The 21581-nt window shown below is 61.0% G+C and carries 22 protein-coding genes; all 22 read right to left on the bottom strand.

Going from position 1 to position 21581, the window contains the following annotated elements:
- Positions 1-7: 7 nt before the first annotated feature.
- Positions 8-406, bottom strand: a complete 399-nt coding sequence (gene rpsH / locus ACVOMB_RS07425) for a 30S ribosomal protein S8 (protein WP_346500430.1) — start codon at positions 404-406, stop codon at positions 8-10.
- Positions 407-621: 215 nt separating this feature from the next.
- On the bottom strand, positions 622-927 hold the full coding sequence (gene rpsN, locus ACVOMB_RS07420; protein ID WP_481513037.1) for a 30S ribosomal protein S14: 306 nt from the start codon (positions 925-927) through the stop codon (positions 622-624).
- 18 nt (positions 928-945) lie between these two features.
- Positions 946-1488, bottom strand: coding sequence for a 50S ribosomal protein L5 (gene rplE / locus ACVOMB_RS07415; protein ID WP_057629596.1), 543 nt, complete (start codon positions 1486-1488; stop codon positions 946-948).
- A gap of 10 nt (positions 1489-1498) precedes the next feature.
- Positions 1499-1816, bottom strand: a complete 318-nt coding sequence (rplX, locus tag ACVOMB_RS07410) for a 50S ribosomal protein L24 (RefSeq protein ID WP_017355416.1) — start codon at positions 1814-1816, stop codon at positions 1499-1501.
- Between the two features lie 16 nt (positions 1817-1832).
- Positions 1833-2201, bottom strand: a complete 369-nt coding sequence (gene rplN / locus ACVOMB_RS07405) for a 50S ribosomal protein L14 (RefSeq protein WP_019186153.1) — start codon at positions 2199-2201, stop codon at positions 1833-1835.
- A 13-nt stretch (positions 2202-2214) separates the two neighbouring features.
- On the bottom strand, positions 2215-2484 hold the full coding sequence (gene rpsQ, locus ACVOMB_RS07400; RefSeq protein WP_481530577.1) for a 30S ribosomal protein S17: 270 nt from the start codon (positions 2482-2484) through the stop codon (positions 2215-2217).
- A gap of 11 nt (positions 2485-2495) precedes the next feature.
- Positions 2496-2681 (bottom strand): 50S ribosomal protein L29, encoded by a 186-nt coding sequence (rpmC, locus tag ACVOMB_RS07395; RefSeq protein ID WP_481530576.1) that lies wholly within the window; start codon positions 2679-2681, stop codon positions 2496-2498.
- Positions 2681-3094, bottom strand: coding sequence for a 50S ribosomal protein L16 (rplP, locus tag ACVOMB_RS07390; RefSeq protein ID WP_057629593.1), 414 nt, complete (start codon positions 3092-3094; stop codon positions 2681-2683). Before rplP ends, rpmC begins: the two co-directional genes overlap by 1 nt.
- 5 nt (positions 3095-3099) lie before the next feature.
- A complete protein-coding gene (rpsC, locus tag ACVOMB_RS07385; protein ID WP_057629592.1) occupies positions 3100-3834 on the bottom strand; it encodes a 30S ribosomal protein S3 in 735 nt (244 codons plus the stop codon).
- Positions 3835-3852: 18 nt separating this feature from the next.
- A complete protein-coding gene (gene rplV / locus ACVOMB_RS07380) occupies positions 3853-4188 on the bottom strand; it encodes a 50S ribosomal protein L22 (protein WP_017355410.1) in 336 nt (111 codons plus the stop codon).
- Between the two features lie 12 nt (positions 4189-4200).
- A complete protein-coding gene (gene rpsS / locus ACVOMB_RS07375) occupies positions 4201-4470 on the bottom strand; it encodes a 30S ribosomal protein S19 (protein WP_057629591.1) in 270 nt (89 codons plus the stop codon).
- A gap of 6 nt (positions 4471-4476) precedes the next feature.
- Entirely contained in the window at positions 4477-5304 is an 828-nt protein-coding gene (rplB, locus tag ACVOMB_RS07370; protein WP_057629590.1) for a 50S ribosomal protein L2, read from the bottom strand.
- A gap of 10 nt (positions 5305-5314) precedes the next feature.
- Positions 5315-5614 carry a 50S ribosomal protein L23 gene (gene rplW / locus ACVOMB_RS07365; RefSeq protein ID WP_057629589.1) on the bottom strand — a complete coding sequence of 100 codons (300 nt, stop codon included), beginning with the start codon at positions 5612-5614 and terminating at the stop codon, positions 5315-5317.
- Complete coding sequence (rplD, locus tag ACVOMB_RS07360; RefSeq protein WP_481513039.1) at positions 5611-6216, bottom strand: 50S ribosomal protein L4; 606 nt, start codon at positions 6214-6216, stop codon at positions 5611-5613. Before rplD ends, rplW begins: the two co-directional genes overlap by 4 nt.
- A gap of 12 nt (positions 6217-6228) precedes the next feature.
- Positions 6229-6879 (bottom strand): 50S ribosomal protein L3, encoded by a 651-nt coding sequence (gene rplC, locus ACVOMB_RS07355; protein WP_057629588.1) that lies wholly within the window; start codon positions 6877-6879, stop codon positions 6229-6231.
- A gap of 11 nt (positions 6880-6890) precedes the next feature.
- Positions 6891-7202 carry a 30S ribosomal protein S10 gene (gene rpsJ, locus ACVOMB_RS07350; RefSeq protein ID WP_010341589.1) on the bottom strand — a complete coding sequence of 104 codons (312 nt, stop codon included), beginning with the start codon at positions 7200-7202 and terminating at the stop codon, positions 6891-6893.
- Positions 7203-8357: 1155 nt separating this feature from the next.
- Complete coding sequence (gene tuf / locus ACVOMB_RS07345; RefSeq protein ID WP_481530570.1) at positions 8358-9548, bottom strand: elongation factor Tu; 1191 nt, start codon at positions 9546-9548, stop codon at positions 8358-8360.
- 50 nt (positions 9549-9598) lie between these two features.
- Positions 9599-11740, bottom strand: coding sequence for an elongation factor G (fusA, locus tag ACVOMB_RS07340; protein WP_481530575.1), 2142 nt, complete (start codon positions 11738-11740; stop codon positions 9599-9601).
- 136 nt (positions 11741-11876) lie between these two features.
- Positions 11877-12344, bottom strand: coding sequence for a 30S ribosomal protein S7 (gene rpsG / locus ACVOMB_RS07335; RefSeq protein WP_057630019.1), 468 nt, complete (start codon positions 12342-12344; stop codon positions 11877-11879).
- A gap of 10 nt (positions 12345-12354) precedes the next feature.
- Entirely contained in the window at positions 12355-12729 is a 375-nt protein-coding gene (gene rpsL / locus ACVOMB_RS07330) for a 30S ribosomal protein S12 (RefSeq protein WP_004145320.1), read from the bottom strand.
- A 227-nt stretch (positions 12730-12956) separates the two neighbouring features.
- Positions 12957-17180, bottom strand: coding sequence for a DNA-directed RNA polymerase subunit beta' (gene rpoC / locus ACVOMB_RS07325; protein WP_481530574.1), 4224 nt, complete (start codon positions 17178-17180; stop codon positions 12957-12959).
- Positions 17181-17269: 89 nt separating this feature from the next.
- On the bottom strand, positions 17270-21460 hold the full coding sequence (rpoB, locus tag ACVOMB_RS07320; RefSeq protein WP_481530573.1) for a DNA-directed RNA polymerase subunit beta: 4191 nt from the start codon (positions 21458-21460) through the stop codon (positions 17270-17272).
- Positions 21461-21581: the final 121 nt, after the last annotated feature.

The raw sequence follows: 21581 nt of genomic DNA, 5'->3' as shown, positions 1-21581 counted from the left end.
CCTTCCCTTAGGCCACGAAGCACAGGACTTCGCCGCCGACGCCCAACTGGCGCGCCTGCGCATCAGTCATGATGCCCTTGGAGGTGGAAATGATCGAAATACCCAGGCCATTCATGACCTTCGGCAGCTCGGACTTGCCGCGGTACTGGCGCAGGCCCGAACGCGAGAAGCGCTTCAGGGTCGCGATGACCGGCTTGCCTTCGAAATACTTCAGGACGATTTCGATCTCGGCCTTGTTGTTTTCGATGTTATTGACGCGCAGGTCAGTGATGTAACCCTCATCCTTCAGGACCTGGGCAATAGCCACCTTGACCTTGGACGACGGGGCTTTCACCGTCTGCTTGCCAACCGCGGCCGCATTTCGAATGCGTACCAGCAGGTCGGCGATGGGATCAGTCATGCTCATGTAAATACCTTTGAGTGCACCGATATCCGCTTTCGCGAAAATCTTGTGTTTTCCTGGGATGGGCCAGGGCCCTTGACGCACCTGCCGCCTGTTTCGGGCAGGCAAGGAGCGGGATTATACGACAAAAAGCCCGACTTGCGTCGGACTTTTTGCTTTACCTTCAGGTTGCCCTTCCGGCGACCTGATCGGGCCTTGCGGCCCGACCCGGTTGTTACTTACCAGCTTGCCTTGCGCAGGCCCGGCACGTCACCGCGCATGGTGGCTTCGCGCAGCTTGTTACGGCCGAGGCCGAACTTGCTGTACACGCCACGCGGACGACCCGACAGTTCGCAACGGTTGCGATGGCGGCTCGGCGACGAATCGCGCGGCAGCTTCGACAACTTGATCACGGCTTCAGCCTTCTCTTCGTAGCTCGCGTCCACGGAGGACACGATCTTCTTCAGAGCTGCACGCTTGTCGGCGAACTTCAGAGCCAGCTTCTTCCGCTTGATGTCGCGGTTGACCATTGAGGTCTTTGCCATTTCGGTATCCTCGACGAATCAGTTACGGAACGGGAACTTGAACGCTGCGAGCAGCGCCTTCGCTTCCGCGTCGGTCTTGGCGGTGGTGGTGATGGCGATATCCATACCGCGGATCGCGTCGACGGCGTCGAAGTCGATTTCCGGGAAGATGATCTGTTCCTTCACACCCATGTTGAAGTTGCCACGACCGTCGAACGAACGACCCGACACGCCGCGGAAGTCACGCACGCGCGGCAGCGAGATGTTGATCAGGCGATCCAGGAACTCAAACATGGTGTCACGACGCAGCGTGACCTTGCAGCCGATCGGCCAACCATCACGGATCTTGAACGATGCCACCGAGACGCGCGACTTGGTGATGACCGGCTTCTGGCCGGTGATCTTGGTCATGTCGCCAACGGCGTTCTCAAGAACCTTCTTGTTGGTCGCAGCTTCACCAACGCCCATGTTCAAGGTGACCTTGACCAGACGCGGGACCTGCATCGGATTGGTGTAACCGAACTGCTTGGTCAGCGCCGGTACCACTTCTTCCTTGTAAAACTTTTCGAGACGTGAATTCATCGGTCAGTCCTTAGGCGTCAAGCGCCTCACCGCTGGAGCGGAACACACGCAGTTTGCGTCCATCCTCCAGCACCTTGAAGCCAACGCGCTCGCCCTTGCCCGAAGCCGGGTTCAGCACATTCACGTTGGAGATATGGATCGACGCTTCACGCTCGACCACGCCGCCGGCAACACCTGCCTGCGGGTTCGGCTTGGTGTGGCGCTTGACGATGTTCACGTTGGCGACGATCACACGATCGCCGTCGACGCGGACGACTTCGCCCTGCTTGCCCTTGTCCTTGCCGGTGTTGACGACAACCTGGTCGCCCTTCTTGATACGGTTAGCCATGATTATCTCCTGGCGCTCACAGAACTTCGGGAGCGAGCGAGACGATCTTCATGAACTTCTCAGAACGAAGTTCACGGGTCACCGGTCCGAAGATGCGGGTGCCGATCGGCTCTTGCTTGTTGTTGAGCAGGACCGCAGCGTTGCCGTCGAAACGGATCAGCGAGCCATCGGCGCGACGCACACCCTTACGGGTACGCACCACGACGGCGTCATACACTTCACCCTTCTTGACTTTGCCGCGCGGGATTGCGTCCTTCACGGTGACCTTGATGATGTCGCCGATGTGGGCATAACGGCGCTTGGAACCACCAAGCACCTTGATGCACATCAGTTCCTTGGCACCGGAATTGTCCGCAGCATCAAGGTAGCTCTGCATCTGGATCATGAGTCAGATCTCCTTATTCAGCCGCACGCGTGATGACTTCCACCACGCGCCAGTTCTTGGTCTTGGACATCGGAGCAATCTCGGTCACACGAACGACATCACCTTCTTTACAGGTGTTGTCGGCGTCGTGTGCGTGCAGCTTGGACGAGCGCTTGATGTACTTGCCGTACAACGGGTGCTTGACCTGGCGCTCCACCAACACGGTGACCGTCTTGTCCATCTTGTTGCTGACGACACGGCCTTCGACCGTGCGCAGCGACTTGCTTTCAGTATTTTCGCTCATAGCAGCCATCCTTACTTCGTGCTGCCGATCAGGTGCTTGACGCGAGCAATCTCGCGGCGCACCCGACGGGTTTCGTGAGTCTTCGGCAGCTGGCCAGTGACCTGCTGCATACGGAGCGAGAACTGCTCCTTACGCAGGTCGGTCAGGTGGACCTTGAGTTCGTCAGCCGACTTCTCGCGGAGTTGTTTGATGTCCATCAGCGCACCGTCCGGGTTACGAAAGTGGTGGTAACCGAGAGCTTGGCAGCAGCCAGGCGGAACGCCTCGCGTGCCACTTCCTCGGTCACGCCCTCGACTTCATAAATCATGCGGCCCGGCTGGATCTGAGCGACCCAGTATTCCACGCCACCCTTACCAGCACCCATTCGGACTTCGATGGGCTTCTTGGTGATCGGCTTGTCGGGGAACACACGGATCCACATCTTGCCACCGCGCTTGACGTAGCGGCTGATCGAGCGGCGAGCCGCTTCGATCTGACGCGCAGTCAGCTGACCGTGGGCAGTAGCCTTCAGACCGTACTCGCCGAAGCTGACGGCATTCGCGCTCCAGCTCAGACCGTCATTGCGGCCTTTGAACATCTTGCGGTATTTGGTTCGCTTGGGTTGCAACATTGCCGTTACCTCGCTTCACGAGCCGGGCGCGACGGACGGTCACCACGGTCGCCGCGATCGTTACGATCGTTGCGCGGGCTGTCGTCCTGCTTTTCCTGGCCAACCTGGGAGAAATCAAAGACTTCACCCTTGTAGATCCAAACCTTGATGCCGATGATGCCGTAGGTGGTGCTGGCTTCAGCGAAACCGTAGTCGATATCCGCACGCAGGGTGTGCAACGGCACGCGGCCTTCGCGGTACCACTCCGAACGGGCGATTTCAGCGCCGTTCAAGCGGCCGCCGACGTTGACCTTGATGCCCAGGGCACCCAGGCGCATCGCGTTGCCGACCGAGCGCTTCATTGCACGGCGGAACATGATGCGGCGCTCCAGCTGCTGCGCGATCGACTCGGCAACCAGCTGTGCGTCCAACTCCGGCTTGCGCACTTCGGTGACGTTGATGTGCGCCGGGACGCCCATCATTTCGCTCACTTCCTTACGCAGCTTTTCGATGTCCTCACCACGCTTGCCGATCACCACGCCCGGACGGGCGGTGTGAATCGTCACGCGAGCCGTCTTTGCCGGACGCTCGATGAGGATCTTGGAGATACCGGCCTGAGCAAGCTTCTTGCGCAGCATCTCGCGAACTTTCAGGTCGGCTGCCAGGTAACCAGCAAACTCGGCCTTGTTGGCGTACCACTTGGAGTTCCAGTCCTTGGAAATACCGAGGCGGATACCAACCGGATGAACTTTATGACCCATGGTCTTTATCCTTTCCGCTTACTTGCCGGCGCCCACAACCACAGTGATGTGGCTGGTGCGCTTGAGGATGCGGGTACCGCGGCCTTTCGCCCGCGCCATGAAACGCTTCAGGGTCGGACCTTCATCTACCATGATGGTCTGGACCTTCAGCTCGTCGACGTCAGCGCCCTGGTTGTTTTCGGCATTTGCGATAGCCGACTCCACCACCTTCTTGATCAGGTGGGCAGCCTTCTTATCCGAAAACTTCAGCAGGTTGACCGCACGCTCGGCCGGCAGACCGCGCACCTGGTCAGCGACCAGACGGGCTTTCTGCGCAGAGATGCGCGCGGAGCGCAGGATTGCTTTCGCTTCCATTGTCATCTCTCCTTACTTGCCCGACTTCTTGTCGCCACCGTGACCCTTGAAGGTCCGGGTGACGGCAAATTCGCCGAGCTTGTGGCCGACCATGTTCTCGTTGACGAGCACTGGAACGTGGTTCTTACCGTTATGAACGGCGATGGTGACGCCTACCATTTCCGGCAGGATCATCGAACGGCGCGACCAGGTCTTGATCGGCTTCTTGCTACCCGCAGCGGCCTCCACCTTCTTGACGAGGTGGTGATCGACGAACGGGCCCTTCTTAAGTGAACGTGCCATGGTCGATTAGCCCCTACGATCGCGGACGATGAACTGCTGAGTGCGCTTGTTATGACGCGTCTTGTAACCCTTGGTCGGAACACCCCACGGGGTGACCGGATGCGGATTACCCTGGCCGGCCTTGGCTTCACCACCACCGTGCGGGTGATCCACCGGGTTCATGGCCGCACCGCGGACGGTCGGCTTGACGCCGCGCCAGCGCTTGGCACCAGCTTTGCCCAGCTTTTCCAGGTTGTGCTCATCGTTACCGACTTCACCGATGGTGGCGCGGCATTCGACCGGCACCTTACGCATTTCACCCGAGCGCAGACGCAGGGTGGCGTAGATACCTTCACGAGCGACCAGCTGCACGCCTGCACCAGCGGCACGAGCGATCTGAGCGCCCTTACCCGGCTTCAGCTCGATCCCGTGGACGGTGGTACCGACCGGGATGTTGCGCAGCGGCAAGGTGTTACCGGTCTTGATCGGGGCGTGAGCACCCGAGATGACCTGGTCACCCGCCTTCAGGCCCTTCGGGGCGATGATGTAGCGACGCTCGCCGTCGACGTAGCACAGCAGGGCGATATGGGCAGTGCGGTTCGGATCGTATTCGATACGTTCCACGCGTGCCGGAATGCCTTCCTTGTTGCGCTTGAAGTCGATCAGACGGTAGTGCTGCTTGTGACCACCACCCACGTGACGGGTGGTGATGCGGCCGTGGTGGTTACGACCGCCGGACTTGCTCTGCGGCTCCAGCAACGCAGCATGCGGCGCGCCTTTGTGCAGATCAGGAGTGACCACGCGCACGGCCGAACGACGGCCGGGAGAAGTGGGTTTGAATTTCATCAATGGCATGGGATGTACCTCAGGCCTTGGCCGTTACATCGATGGACTGGCCATCGGCGAGACGCACATACGCCTTGCGCCAATCGCCGCGGCGGCCTGCACGGTTACGGAAGGACTTGTTCTTGCCCTTCACGTTCAGCACATTGACCGACTCGACCTTGACGTCGAACAACTGCTCAACCGCGGCCTTTACATCGGCTTTGGTGGCTTCGTTCGAAACTTCGAAGACGTATTGGTTGGAGATTTCCTGCAGGCGCGCGGTCTTTTCAGAGACTCGCGGTGCACGCAGCACGCTGAAGATTTTTTCGTTGGCGCTCATGCCAGCCACTCCTCGACCTTCTTGACCGCGTCAGCGGTGATGACGACCGTGTCGGCACCGACCAGCGAAACCGGGTCCAGACCCTGCACGTCACGCACTTCCACGTAGGGAATGTTGCGAGCCGACAGGTACAGGTGCTCGGAAGCTTCTTCGGTGACGATCAGCGGGCGCTTGCCCACTTCCAGGCCAGCCAGCTTGGTGATCAGAGCCTTGGTGCTGGTCGCTTCGACATCGAACGACTCAACGATGGTCAGGCGGCCCTGGCGGTTCAGCTCGGACAGGATGGCGCACATGGCGGCGCGATACTGCTTACGATTGACCTTCTGTTCGAAGCTACGCGGCTTGGCCGCGAAGGTGACACCACCGCCGACGAAGATCGGAGCGGTCAGGGCACCGTGACGAGCGCCACCACCCTTCTGCTTCTTCGACTTCTTGGTGGTACCAGCCACTTCAGAACGCGTCTTCTGTGCCTTGGTGCCCGAACGTGCGGCGTTGCGGTAGGCAACGACGACCTGGTGAACCAGATCTTCGCTGAAATCGCGACCGAACACGGCGTCGGAGACCGAGACCTTGTTATTGCTACCCGTGATAACGAGTTCCATCGTCATCTCTCCTTATGCCTTGCTAGCCGGACGCACGATCACGTCACCACCGGCTGCGCCAGGCACGGCGCCGCGGATGGCAATCAGACCACGCTCGACATCGACCTTGACCACTTCCAGGTTCTGCGTGCTCTGCTGCACCGAACCCATGTGGCCGGACATCTTCTTGCCCGGGAAAACGCGACCCGGGGTCTGGCGCTGGCCCAAGGAACCCGGCGCGCGATGCGACAGCGAGTTACCGTGGGTTGCATCGCCCATACGGAAGTTGTAGCGCTTGATGGTGCCCTGGAAGCCCTTACCCTTGGTGACGCCCTGGACGTCAACCGTCTGGCCGACTTCAAAGATGTCTGCCTTGATTTCGCCACCGACGGCGAAATCGCCAATCTGTGCGTCTTCAACGCGGAATTCCCACAGGCCGCGACCGGCTTCAACCTTCGCCTTGGCGAGGTGACCAGCTTCCGGCTTGTTGACCAGTGCAGCGCGACGAGCGCCGACAGTCACCTGCACGGCGCTGTAGCCGTCGGTTTCGACGGTCTTGATCTGCGCGATGCGGTTCGGGGTGGCTTCAATCAGGGTCACTGGGATGGACTGGCCATCTTCAGTGAAAACGCGGCTCATGCCAGCCTTGCGGCCCACGAAGCCCAACGAATATTTCTTCGTCATGGTCGTAGTCCTTAGGTCAGCTTGATCTGAACGTCGACGCCGGCAGCCAGTTCGAGCTTCATCAGCGCGTCCACGGTCTTGTCGTTGGGGTCGACGATATCGAGCACGCGCTTATGCGTGCGGGTCTCGTACTGGTCACGCGCGTCTTTGTCGACGTGCGGGGAGACGAGGATGGTGTAACGCTCGATCTTGGTGGGCAGAGGGATCGGGCCACGCACTTGCGCACCGGTCCGCTTTGCCGTTTCAACGATCTCGCTGGCCGAACGGTCGATCAAACGATGATCAAACGCCTTCAACCGAATTCGGATCTTTTGGTCCGCCATGACGGTATTCCTATGGGTCTAAAGAGCGACAGGTTCGGCCCCTGAGTGTGCCGAACCCCATGAAAACGACGTTTAGCGCCGAAGCACTGCCCGTCGCGCGAATCCTTTCATAACAGCAGGGCGGCCCGGTTTCCCGGCCCGCCCCAGACTTGTTCAAACGCACAAAAAACACCCCGTTAAACGGAGTGCCTCCCATGCGACCTGTCCTTGTCTGGCGAATACGAGGCGCGTCCTGCTCCTCCTTTCGCTGGTTGCGGAATTCTCGTAAACGAGCCCTTCCGCGAGTGGTCGTGCATTCTGTCAGTATTCTTTTGCTATTGCAACTCACCCCTCTGCCGAGGTATGGGGTCCTTCAGCAAACAGCGGGATTTGTGGAGCTTTGGCACTTCCGGCCGCATATTTAACCAGGCACTGGCATGCCCGATCTGCGCAGATACCGATAGTCCAGCCATCTGCGAGATGGATGCCCAGCCGCCGGCAAAACTGGCGAAACCATTGGGAAACGGGCCTATTGGCGCCATGCCAACCACCCTGCCCCGCCCGGGCTCACTGCTTGCGATGACCGGAACCGGCCACGCTTTAGGCACGCGCGAATCTGAATACGACCGCCCAGCAGTAGCTGGCCAGGAGCGCATTATCCTCGCGGCCCGCGTAGAAGCGCAAATTGACACTGACCGGGGCCCTGCTCTGTTCAGCTTTTTTACTGCGAAGAGCTTCCCTCACCCCAACCCCTCTCCCGCGTGCGGGAGAGGGGCTAGCAATGCGTTGGCTGCTAGTGCGCTGCGAGCGAGAAAGGCGCTAGCAATGCGTCGGTTGCTAGTGAACTGCGGACGGGAAAGACGCTAGCAATGCATCGGCCGCCAGTGCACTGCGAACGAGCGAGATCAGAGCCCCTCTCCCGCGAGCGGGAGAGGGGTTGGGGTGAGGGCAGCTTCTGGCTACTGAAGCTGCCTTTAAAGCCCCTGGCCTTTGCAGCCTCCAGCTTCTGAAGCCCCAAAACTCTGAACCCCAGGCCTTCAACGCCTCAACCCCCTGACGCCCACACCGCACAGAAAGCACCAATCCACCCCACCCCGCCAAACAAACAAACAAAAAAAGGGCGGCCCGGAGGCCGCCCTTCTTCAACACCTTGCTTCGCGAGGAAGCGCAGCGTTATTAGGCGATGATCTTTGCAACCACGCCGGCGCCGACGGTACGGCCACCTTCGCGGATTGCGAAGCGCAGGCCTTCGTCCATTGCCACCGGGTTGATCAGGGTGACGACCATCTTGACGTTGTCACCCGGCATCACCATCTCGACGCCTTCCGGCAGCTCGCAAGCGCCGGTGATGTCGGTGGTACGGAAGTAGAACTGCGGACGGTAGCCCTTGAAGAACGGGGTGTGACGGCCGCCCTCATCCTTGGACAGAACGTACACTTCGGCTTCGAACTGGGTGTGCGGCTTGATCGAACCCGGCTTGGCCAGAACCTGGCCACGCTCGACGTCGTCACGCTTGGTGCCGCGCAGCAGCAGACCGGCGTTGTCGCCTGCCTGACCCTGGTCGAGCAGCTTGCGGAACATTTCCACGCCGGTGACGGTGGTCTTCTGGACCGGACGGATACCGACGATTTCGATTTCTTCGCCGACCTTGATCACGCCACGCTCGATACGACCGGTCACCACGGTGCCGCGGCCCGAGATCGAGAACACGTCTTCCACCGGCATCAGGAACGGCTTGTCGACGTCACGCTCCGGGGTCGGGATCCAGCTGTCCAGTGCATCGACCAGCTTCAGGATGGCCGGCACGCCGATCTCGCTCTGGTCGCCTTCCAGCGCCATACGAGCCGAACCGTGCACGATCGGGGTGTCATCGCCCGGGAAGTCATACTTGCTCAGCAGCTCGCGGACTTCCATTTCGACAAGTTCCAGCAGCTCGGCATCGTCAACCATGTCGGCCTTGTTCAGGAACACGACGATGTACGGCACGCCGACCTGACGCGACAGCAGGATGTGCTCGCGGGTCTGCGGCATCGGGCCGTCAGCAGCCGAGCAGACCAGGATCGCGCCGTCCATCTGCGCAGCACCGGTGATCATGTTCTTGACGTAGTCAGCATGGCCCGGGCAATCGACGTGGGCGTAGTGGCGGTTGGCGGATTCGTACTCAACGTGCGCGGTCGAGATCGTGATACCACGTGCCTTTTCTTCCGGCGCGGCATCGATCGAGGAGTAATCCTTGAACTCGCCGCCGAAGCGCTCTGCACCGATCTTGGTCAGTGCTGCGGTCAGGGTGGTCTTGCCATGATCGACGTGGCCGATGGTGCCGACGTTGACGTGCGGCTTGGTGCGCTCGAACTTACTCTTGGACATTGTTGTTCCTTAATTAGCTAAGACTTGGAAGGAGAGGCTGAGTCTGAGACTCAGCCCTTCTTGATGACGGTTTCGGCGATGTTGTTCGGCGCCGGCTCGTAATGGTCGAATTCCATCGTGAAGGTTGCGCGACCCTGGGTCTGCGAACGCAGCGCGGTGGCGTAACCGAACATTTCGCCCAGCGGGATCATCGCATTGATGATGCTGGCCGAGCCGTCACCGGTGGTGCCCGAACCCTGCAGAACGCCACGACGGCGGCTTACGTCGCCCATCACGTCACCCTGGTATTCCTCCGGGGTCACGATCTCGACCTTCATGATCGGCTCCAGCAGAACCGGCTTGGCCTTGGCGAAGCCCTGCTTGAAGGCCATCGACGAGGCGAGCTTGAACGCCATTTCCGAGGAGTCAACGTCATGGTACGAGCCGAACACCAGCTTGACCTTGACGTCCACCACCGGGAAGCCAGCCAGCGGACCGCTGGTGATGGTTTCGCGCAGGCCCTTTTCCACGGAAGGAATGAATTCCTTCGGGATCACGCCGCCGGTGATGTCGTTGATGAACAGGAAGTCATCCTTGATCGCCGCAGACAGCTTCGGATCGGCACGGTCTTCAGCGGTGATCGGCGACAGCTCGATCACGACGTGACCGTACTGACCCTTACCACCGGACTGCTTGGCGTGCTTGTAATCCGACTTGACGTCGGCCATCTGGATGGTTTCGCGGTAGGCCACCTGCGGCTTGCCGACGTTGGCTTCAACGTTGAACTCGCGCTTCATGCGGTCAACGATGATGTCCAGGTGCAGCTCGCCCATGCCGGAGATGATGGTCTGGCCGGACTCTTCGTCGGTCTTGACGCGGAACGACGGATCTTCCTGTGCCAGACGACCCAGTGCCAGACCCATCTTTTCCTGGTCCGACTTGGTCTTCGGCTCGACAGCCATCGAGATCACCGGCTCCGGGAACACCATGCGCTCGAGCACGATCGGTGCCTCAAGCGAGCACAGCGTGTCACCGGTGGTGGTGTCCTTCAGGCCGACGGCAGCCGCGATGTCACCAGCCAACACTTCCTTGATTTCTTCGCGGTTGTTGGAGTGCATCTGCAGGATGCGGCCGATGCGCTCCTTCTTGTTCTTCACCGAGTTCAGCACGGTGTCGCCACCGTTCAGGGTGCCCGAGTAGACACGGAAGAAGGTCAGCGCGCCAACGAACGGATCGGTGATGATCTTGAACGCCAGCGACGAGAACGGAGCCTTGTCGTCCGACTTGCGGGTCATCTCGATGGAGTCATCGTCAACGTCGGTGCCCTTCACGTCCGGCACGTCGATCGGCGACGGCAGCAGCTGGATCACGCCGTCGAGCATGGCCTGCACGCCCTTGTTCTTGAACGCCGAGCCACAGAACATCGGCACGATTTCCACGGCCAGCGTACGGGTACGCAGGGCCTGGATGATCTCGCCTTCGTTCAGCTCTTCGCCGCCCAGGTACTTCTCCATCAGCTCTTCGCTGGCTTCAGCCGCGGTTTCGATCATGAAGGTACGGGCTTCTTCAGCCGCCGCCTGCATGTCGGCCGGAACTTCGCCGTACTCGAACTTCATGCCCTGCGAAGCGTCATCCCAATGGATGGCCTTCATCTTGAGCAGATCGACCACGCCCTTGAAGCCTTCTTCAGCACCGATCGGCAGCTGCATCGGCACGGCGACAGCGCCGAGCTTTGCCTTCAGCTGGTCACGGACCTTCAGGAAGTTGGCACCGGTACGGTCCATCTTGTTGACGAATGCGATGCGCGGCACCTGATAACGGTTGGCCTGGCGCCACACGGTCTCAGACTGCGGCTGCACGCCACCAACGGCGCACAGCACGAACACCGCACCGTCGAGCACGCGCAGCGAGCGTTCGACTTCGATGGTGAAGTCAACGTGCCCGGGGGTGTCGATGATGTTGAAACGGTGCTCCGGCAGGGACTTGTCCATGCCCTTCCAGAACGCGGTGGTAGCAGCGGACTGGATCGTGATGCCACGTTCCTGCTCCTGCTCCATCCAGTCCATGGTGGCGGCGCCGTCATGCACTTCACCGAGCTTGTGGCTCTTACCGGTGTAGAACAGGATGCGCTCGGACGTGGTGGTCTTGCCGGCATCGATGTGGGCCATGATGCCGAAGTTACGGTAACGCTCGATAGGAGTGGTGCGGGCCACGGGAGCCTCTCAATTTCTTGGAATTCGGATGGCCGAACGCCGCCTTGCGGCGGCCTTCGGATTTAAGCAGCGCTCAAAGCGCTACAAGCAGCACCAACATGGGTGCCAGGGGCCCTGTTTCCAAGGCCCCCACAACTCACCAGCGGTAGTGAGCGAAGGCCTTGTTCGCTTCCGCCATACGGTGGGTTTCTTCGCGCTTCTTGATGGCGCCGCCGCGGTTTTCCGAAGCGTCCAGCAGTTCAGCAGCCAGCTTGCGCGGCATGGTGTTCTCGCCGCGCTTACGCGCCGAGTCGATCAGCCAACGCATGGCCAGAGCCATCTTGCGCGAAGCGCGCACTTCGACCGGCACCTGATAGGTGGCACCACCGACGCGACGCGACTTCACTTCCACGCCCGGAGCAACGTTGTCCAGTGCCTTCTGCACCAGCTCGATTGCGTTCGGGTTCTTTTCGCTGATCACGTCCATGGCGCCATAGACGATCTTTTCAGCAACGGACTTCTTGCCGCTCAACATGACCATGTTGATGAAGCGGGCAATGGTTTCGCTCTTGTGCTTCGGATCCGGCAGGACCGAACGCTGGGGAGTATTACCTTTACGTGACATGTCTTATTCCTCAGGCCTTCGGACGCTTTGCGCCGTACTTGGAACGCGCCTGACGACGCTTGGCAACGCCGGCGGCATCGAGCGAGCCACGGACGGTGTGGTAACGCACACCCGGCAGATCCTTGACGCGACCGCCGCGGATCAGGACCACGGAGTGCTCCTGCAGGTTGTGGCCTTCACCACCGATGTAGGAAATCACTTCTTCCTGGTTGGTCAGGCGAACCTTTGCAACCTTACGCAGAGCCGAGTTCGGCTTCTTCGGGGTGGTGGTGTACACGCGCGTGCAGACGCCACGGCGCTGCGGGCACTTGTCGAGTGCCGGCGAGGCACTCTTGTAGGTGGTGGCTTGGCGCGGCTTGCGCACCAGCTGGTTGATCGTCGCCATCAGTAGGTTCTTCTGATTGGGGCCGTAAAAACGGCCAGGATGCGGAAATTGTAAAGCAGGCCAAATTTTTGGCCTGCTGAGACAGACGATTGTAGCAACTTGTCAAGAGCCCAGTCAAACAAGCCCATGCCAAGCCAGCCCTGATCCAGAGCTGTTACAGGGGTATCTCCATATGCCCCGTTCAGGTCGAACTGCCGGTCCGCAAGCGGACCGGCCGATCAAACTACTTACTCTTCACCAGCAGCCGGTTCAGCTTCCGGTGCCACGACCGCCGGTTCAGCGACCGCGACCGGACCGGCCAGGGTTGCGATTTCCGAATCGGTCAGACCCGACGCATTACGGCGGCGCTGGGCGTGGTACGCAAGGCCGGTACCCGCCGGAATCAGGCGGCCGACGATCACGTTTTCCTTCAGACCGCGCAGGCCGTCGGAGGTGCCGCGCACGGCAGCCTCGGTCAGCACGCGGGTGGTTTCCTGGAACGAAGCCGCCGAGATGAACGACTCGGTGGCCAGCGATGCCTTGGTGATACCCAGCAGCACCGGCTCGTACCGGGCCGGCAGCTCGTTGCGTGCAGCCAGCTTCACGTTCTCTTCGATGACGCGCTGGCGCTCGGCCTGCTCACCATTAAGGAACTTGCTGCTGCCCTGGTCAACGATTTCCACCTTGCGCAGCATCTGACGCGAGATCACTTCAATGTGCTTGTCGTTGATCTTCACGCCCTGCAGGCGGTAAACGTCCTGGATTTCCTTGACCAGATAACGGGCCAGTTCTTCCACGCCCTTCAGGCGCAGGATGTCCTGCGGGCTCGGCTCGCCGTCCACCACGGTTTCACCGCGGGTCACGTGTTCACCTTCGAACACGATGATCTGACGGTACTTCGGAATCAGCTCTTCGTGCTCCGAACCATCAGTGTCCTTGATGATCAGGCGCTGCTTGCCCTTGGTGTCCTTGCCGAAGCTGATGATACCCGAACGCTCGGCCAGGATCGCCGGGTCCTTCGGCTTGCGGGCTTCGAACAAGTCGGCAACGCGCGGCAGACCACCGGTGATGTCACGGGTCTTCGAGGCTTCCTGCGGGATCTTGGCAACCACGTCGCCCACGCCTACCGGCGCGCCATCCTGCAGGTTGACGATCGAGCGCGGCGGCAGCAGGTACTGTGCCGGCAGGTCGGTGCCCGGGATGGTCAGGTCATTGCCCTTGCCATCGACGATGCGGACCAGCGGACGCAGATCCTTGGCCTGCGAGCCACGACGCTTCGGATCGGTGATTTCGCGCGAGGCCAGACCGGTCAGTTCGTCGGTCTTCTCGATCACGGTCACGCCATCGATGAAGTCGATGAAGCGCACGAAACCGGCCACTTCCGACACGATCGGGTGGTTATGCGGATCCCAGTTGGCCACGGTCTGGCCAGCCTTGATTTCCGCACCGTCCTTGACACCGATGCTGGCACCGTACGGCAGCTTGTAACGCTCACGCTCACGACCATGCGGGTCGAGCACGGAGATTTCACCCGAACGCGAGACGGCAACCAGCGAGCCGCTGGCCTGCTCGACGTGCTTCAGGTTGGAGAACTTCACCGAACCGGTGGTCTTGACGGTGATGTTGTCGACCGCAGCCGCACGCGATGCCGCACCACCGATGTGGAACGTACGCATGGTCAGCTGGGTACCCGGCTCACCGATCGACTGTGCGGCGATGACGCCAACCGCTTCACCGATGTTGACGATGTGGCCACGGGCCAGATCGCGGCCGTAGCACAGGCCACAGACACCGAACGACGAGGCGCAGGTGATGGTCGAGCGGACCTTGATGGTCTGCACGCCGGCTTCTTCCAGCTTGTTCACCCACTGCTCGTCGAGCACGGTGTTGCGGGTCACGATCGGATCTTCGTCGTTGCCCGGCAGGAACACGTCCTCGGCTACAACGCGACCCAGCACGCGGTCCTTCAACGGCTCAACCACGTCGCCGCCTTCCACGATCGGGATCATGGTCAGGCCTTCGGAGGTACCGCAATCGACCTCGGTGATCACCACGTCCTGTGCCACGTCGACCAGACGACGGGTCAGGTAACCCGAGTTCGCCGTCTTCAACGCGGTATCGGCCAGACCCTTACGGGCACCGTGGGTGGAGTTGAAGTACTCCTGCACGTTCAGGCCTTCACGGAAGTTCGCCTTGATGGGCGTCTCGATGATCGAGCCATCCGGACGCGCCATCAGGCCACGCATACCGGCCAGCTGACGGATCTGCGCCTGGCTACCACGGGCACCGGAGTCGGCCATGATGTACAGCGAGTTCATCGACTTCTGGTCGACCAGCTCACCGTCGCTACCGACGACCTTCTCGGTACCAATGGTTTCCATCATCGCCTTGGCGATGCGCTCATTGGTGCGCGACCAGATGTCGACCACCTTGTTGTAGCGCTCGCCAGCGGTGACCAGACCGGACTGGTACTGCTCCTGGATTTCCAGCACTTCCTGTTCGGCTTCGCCCAGGATGCCCTTCTTCTCGTCCGGGATCAGCATGTCGTCGATGCCGATCGACACGCCAGCGCGGGTTGCGTAGGCATAGCCGGTGTACATCAGCTTGTCGGCGAACACCACGGTGTCCTTCAGACCCAGCAGACGGTAGCTCTGGTTGATCAGGCGCGAGATGTTCTTCTTGGTCATCTCGGTGTTGCACAGCTCGAACGGCAGGCCTTCCGGCATGATCTCGCTCAGCAGCGCACGGCCGATGGTGGTGTCGACGATCGAGGACTTCTTGACCTTGTTGCCGTCTTCGTCACGCTCGACCTGCACGATGCGCACCTTGACGCGGGCGTGCAGTTCAACCAGACGGTTGTCGTAGGCACGCTTCACTTCGTCGGTGTTCGCGAACACCATGCCCTCGCCCTGCTTGTTCACCAGCGAGCGCGCCATGTAGTACAGGCCCAACACGACGTCCTGCGACGGCACGATGATCGGCTCGCCGTTGGCCGGCGACAGGATGTTGTTGGTGGACATCATCAGCGCACGCGCTTCCAGCTGGGCTTCCAGCGAGAGCGGTACGTGGACGGCCATCTGGTCACCGTCGAAGTCGGCGTTGAATGCGGTACAGACCAGCGGATGCAGCTGGATGGCCTTGCCTTCGATCAACAGCGGTTCGAACGCCTGGATGCCCAGACGGTGCAGGGTCGGCGCACGGTTCAGCAGCACCGGATGTTCGCGGATGACTTCTTCCAGGACGTCCCAGACTTCGCCTTCTTCGCGCTCAACCAGCTTCTTGGCAGCCTTGATGGTGGTAGCCAGGCCACGACGCTGCAGCTTGGCGAACACGAACGGCTTGAACAGCTCAAGCGCCATCTTCTTCGGCAGGCCGCACTGGTGCAGCTTCAGGTACGGACCCACGGTGATCACCGAACGGCCCGAGTAATCGACGCGCTTGCCCAGCAGGTTCTGACGGAAGCGACCCTGCTTACCCTTGATCATGTCGGCCAGCGACTTGAGCGGGCGCTTGTTGGTGCCGGTGATGGCACGGCCACGACGGCCGTTGTCCAACAGGGCGTCAACCGATTCCTGCAGCATGCGCTTTTCGTTGCGCACGATGATGTCCGGAGCGTTAAGCTCCAGCAGGCGACGCAGACGGTTGTTACGGTTGATGACGCGGCGGTACAGGTCGTTCAGATCCGAGGTCGCGAAGCGGCCACCGTCCAACGGAACCAGCGGGCGCAGGTCCGGCGGCAGCACCGGCAGCACGGTCATCACCATCCACTCCGGGCGGTTGCCCGACTCGAGGAAGGCTTCGACCAGCTTGATGCGCTTGGTCAGACGCTTGAGCTTGGTTTCCGAACCGGTCGAGGCGATTTCCTCGCGCAGGCGGACCATTTCGGCCTGCAGGTCGATGGTGCGCAGCAGTTCGTACACGGCCTCGGCGCCCATGGCGGCGTCGAAGTCATCGCCATGTTCCTGGCGAGCCTGCAGGTACTGCTCTTCGGTCAACAGCTGGCGGCGCTCCAGGGCGGTCAGGCCCGGCTCGGTCACCACGTAGGCTTCGAAGTACAGCACGCGCTCGATGTCACGCAGGGTCATGTCCAGCATCAGGCCGATGCGCGACGGCAGCGACTTGAGGAACCAGATGTGCGCGACCGGCGATGCCAGGTCGATGTGGCCCATGCGCTCGCGACGCACCTTGGCCAGGGTTACTTCGGTGCCGCACTTTTCGCAGACGACGCCACGGTGCTTCATGCGCTTGTACTTGCCGCACAGGCACTCGTAGTCCTTGACCGGTCCGAAGATGGCGGCGCAGAACAGGCCGTCACGTTCCGGCTTGAAGGTACGGTAGTTGATGGTTTCCGGCTTCTTCACTTCGCCGAAGGACCACGAACGGATCAGATCCGGCGAGGCCAGCGCGATCTTGATCGCGTCGAAGTCCAGCGTCTGGCGCTGCTGGTTGAAGAGGTTGAGCAAGTCTTTCATGGTGTTCTCCGAAAGGAGGAAATCTTTGTCGATGGGCTGTAAGTCAGTGCTGGCGGCGCTGCTGCATCACTGCAGCAGCGCCTGCGCAATCAACCGCCTTCCAGTTCCATGTTGATGGCCAGCGAGCGGATTTCCTTCACCAAAACGTTGAAGGATTCCGGCATGCCCGCAACCATCTCGTGCTCACCGTCGACGATGTTCTTGTACATCTGGTTACGGCCCTGTACGTCATCGGACTTCACCGTCAGCATTTCCTGCAGGGTGTAGGCCGCGCCGTAGGCTTCCAGTGCCCAGACTTCCATTTCACCGAAGCGCTGACCACCGAACTGCGCCTTACCACCCAGCGGCTGCTGGGTAACGAGCGAGTACGGACCGGTCGAACGGGCATGCATCTTGTCGTCGACCAAGTGGTTCAACTTCAGGTAATGCATGTAGCCGACCGTGGTCTTGCGGTCGAAGGCTTCGCCGGTGCGGCCGTCATACAGCTGCATCTGCGTCTTGCTGGTATTGAAGCCCAGACGCTCGGTCTCCGGGGCACCGTCCGGGTAGGCAAGATTCAGCATTTCGCGAATCTCGTCTTCGGCCGCGCCATCGAACACCGGGGTTGCCATCGGCACGCCGTCGGTCAGGTTCTTGGCCAGGTTCAGCAGCTCTTCGTCGCTGAACTGGGACAGGTCCACGCGCTGCTCGGACACGGCCGAGTCATGGTTGTAGATCTTGCCCAGGAACTCGCGCAGTTCGCTGACCGCACGCTGCTGTTCCAGCATGCCCTGGATGCGCTTGCCCAGGCCCTTTGCGGCCCAGCCCAGGTGCACTTCCAGAATCTGGCCGATGTTCATACGCGACGGCACGCCCAGCGGATTCAAGCAGATGTCCACGGTGTTGCCGTCAGCCATGTACGGCATGTCTTCGACCGGCACCACGTTGGAGACCACACCCTTGTTGCCGTGGCGGCCTGCCATCTTGTCACCCGGCTGGATGCGACGCTTCACGGCCAGGAACACCTTGACCATCTTCAGCACGCCCGGTGCCAGATCGTCACCCTGGGTGATCTTGCCGCGCTTGTCAGCGAAGCGACGCTCGAATTCCTTCTCGTGTGCCTGGATCTGCATCTGGGCACGTTCGATGGCTTCGGACGCGTCATCGTCCTTCATGCGCAGGGTGAACCAGTCGGACTTCTTCAGGCCGTCCAGCAGCGCGTCGGAAACAACGTCACCCTTCTTCAGGTTGGCGCCGCCGTTGGCAACCTTACCCACGATCTGCGAACGCAGACGTGCGTAGATGGCGCCTTCCAGGATGCGGAACTGGTCGTCGAAGTCCTTCTTGACGCGCTTGATCTCGTTTTCTTCGATCTGGCGTGCGCGCTTGTCCTTCTCGATACCGTCGCGGGTGAAGACCTGCACGTCGATGACGGTGCCGTCCATGCCCGGCGGAACGCGCAGCGAGCTGTCCTTAACGTCCGAAGCCTTCTCGCCGAAGATCGCGCGCAGCAGCTTCTCTTCCGGGGTCAGCTGGCTCTCGCCCTTCGGCGTGACCTTGCCAACCATGATGTCGCCGGCGCGCACTTCCGCACCGATGTACACCACGCCGGATTCGTCCAGACGGTTCAGCGCCTGCTCGGACACGTTCGGGATATCGGCGGAAATTTCCTCCGGCCCCAACTTGGTGTCACGCGCAACGCAGGTCAGTTCTTCGATGTGGATCGTGGTGTAACGATCTTCTTCGACCACACGCTCGGACAGCAGGATGGAGTCTTCGAAGTTGTAGCCGTTCCACGGCATGAAGGCGATCAGCATGTTCTGACCCAGCGCCAGTTCACCGATATCGGTGGACGGACCATCGGCCAGCACGTCGCCGCGCGCGATCACGTCACCCACGTTCACCAGCGGACGCTGGTTGATGCAGGTGTTCTGGTTCGAACGGGTGTACTTGATCAGGTTGTAGATATCCACGCCGGCATCTGCCGGATCGGTGATCTCGTTCTCGTTGGCCTTGACCACGATGCGGCCGGCGTCGATCTGCACGATCTCGCCGCCACGCAGGGCGTTCACGGTCACACCGGAGTCACGTGCCACGGCGCGTTCGATACCGGTACCCACCAGCGGCTTCTGCGCACGCAGGGTCGGCACGGCCTGACGCTGCATGTTGGCGCCCATCAGTGCGCGGTTTGCGTCATCGTGCTCCAGGAACGGAACCAGTGCCGCAGCGACCGACACGGTCTGCATCGGCGAGACGTCCATGAAGTGGACTTCTGCCGGCGGCTTGAGCAGCGACTCACCCTGGAAGCGGCACGGTACGAACTGCTCGGTGAGCATGTTCTTGGCATCGGTCAGGGCGTTGGCCTGGGCGATGACGTACTCGTTCTCTTCGATGGCCGACAGGAACTCGATCTCGTCGGAGACCTTGCCGTCATGCACCTTGCGGTACGGGGTTTCCAGGAAGCCGTACTTGTTGGTGCGTGCGAACACGGCCAGCGAGTTGATCAGGCCGATGTTCGGGCCTTCCGGCGTTTCGATGGTGCAGACGCGGCCGTAATGGGTCGGGTGCACGTCGCGCACTTCGAAGCCAGCGCGCTCGCGGGTCAGGCCGCCCGGGCCCAGCGCCGAGACGCGACGCTTGTGCGTCACTTCCGACAGCGGGTTGTTCTGATCCATGAACTGCGACAGCTGCGAGGAGCCGAAGAATTCCTTGATCGCAGCAGCAACCGGCTTGGCGTTGATCAGCTCCTGCGGGGTCAAGCCTTCCGACTCGGCCATCGACAGGCGCTCCTTGACCGCGCGCTCGACGCGGACCAGGCCCACGCGGAACACGTTCTCGGCCATTTCACCGACCGAACGCACGCGACGGTTGCCCAGGTGATCGATGTCATCGACCACGCCGCGACCGTTGCGGATCTCGGTCAGCACCTTGATCACGTCAAGGATGTCCGAACCTTCGCCGTGTGCGGCGACCAGGCGCTTGGATTCCTCGTCGTTACGCTCGCCGAAGTACTTGCGGTCATACAGCACCGACTCACCGGTGACTTCCTTGCGGCCGACACGACGGTTGAACTTCATGCGGCCAACCGTGGACAGGTCGTAGCGCTCGAAGGTGAAGAACAGGTTGTGGAACAGGTTCTGTGCGGCGTCCTTGGTCGGCGGCTCGCCCGGACGCATCATGCGATAGATTTCGACCAGCGCTTCGAGCTGGGTCTTGGTGCCATCGATGCGCAGGGTGTTGGACAGGTACGGGCCACGATCCAGATCGTTCACCCACAGCGTGCCCACTGCATCAACGCCCGCCTTGCGGAAGTTCTGCAGCTGCTCGTCGCTGATTTCGTCGTTGGCCTGGGCCAGCAGCTCACCGGTGTTGGCATCAACCACGTCGTGCGACAGGATGCGACCGACGATGTAATCGTCCGGCACGGCCAGGGCAGCAATACCCGACGCCTGCAGCTGCTTGATGTGGCGCGCGGTGATGCGCTTGCCTGCTTCCACGATGACCTTGTCGCCGTCAGCCAAGTCGAAGTTCAGCGTTTCGCCACGCAGACGCTCCGGCACCAGCTCCAGCTGCACGCCTTCGTCCGGGTTGATGTGGAAGGTGTTGACCTCGAAGAACTCGGCCAGCATCTCTTCGTTGTTGTAGCCCAGCGCACGCAGCAGCACCGACACCGGCAACTTGCGGCGGCGATCGATACGGGTGAACAGTGCGTCCTTCGGATCGAACTCGAAGTCCAACCAGGAACCGCGGTACGGGATGATGCGGGCGCTGTACAGCAGCTTGCCCGAGCTGTGGGTCTTGCCACGGTCGTGGTCGAAGAACACGCCCGGCGAACGGTGCAGCTGCGACACGATGACGCGCTCGGTACCGTTGACGATGAAGGTGCCGTTGTCGGTCATCAACGGGATTTCGCCCAGATAGACCTCCTGCTCCTTCACATACTTGATCGCCTTGGTCGACGACTCGCGGTCGTAGATGACCAGACGCACGGTGACGCGCAGCGGCGCGCCGTAGCTCATGCCACGCTGACGGCACTCGCGCTCGTCAAACACCGGGTCGCCCAGCTTGTAGCCGACGTATTCCAGGGCAGCATTGCCGCTGTAGCTGGAAATCGGGAACACCGACTTCAGCGCAGCATGCAGGCCGTGGTCGGAGCGCTTGGCCGGGTCGATGTTTTCCTGCAGGAATTCGCGGTACGAATCAACCTGGATCGCGAGCAGGAACGGCACCTCGAGGATCGAGCGCTGCTTGCCGAAATCTTTGCGGATGCGCTTTTTTTCGGTGTACGAATAGGACGTCATGAGGTCTTCCACCTTGTTGTGCGAGCCGTGCGTCCACGACCCGTAAGGAAATCTTGAAATTGTCAGTTGGAAGTCGCTGGTATTGCCGGCACCAGCACGCCTTCTATTGCTACTTCCAACT

This window comes from Stenotrophomonas sp. STEN018 (assembly GCF_056760235.1).
This window is presented reverse-complemented; position numbering and strand designations above follow the sequence as displayed.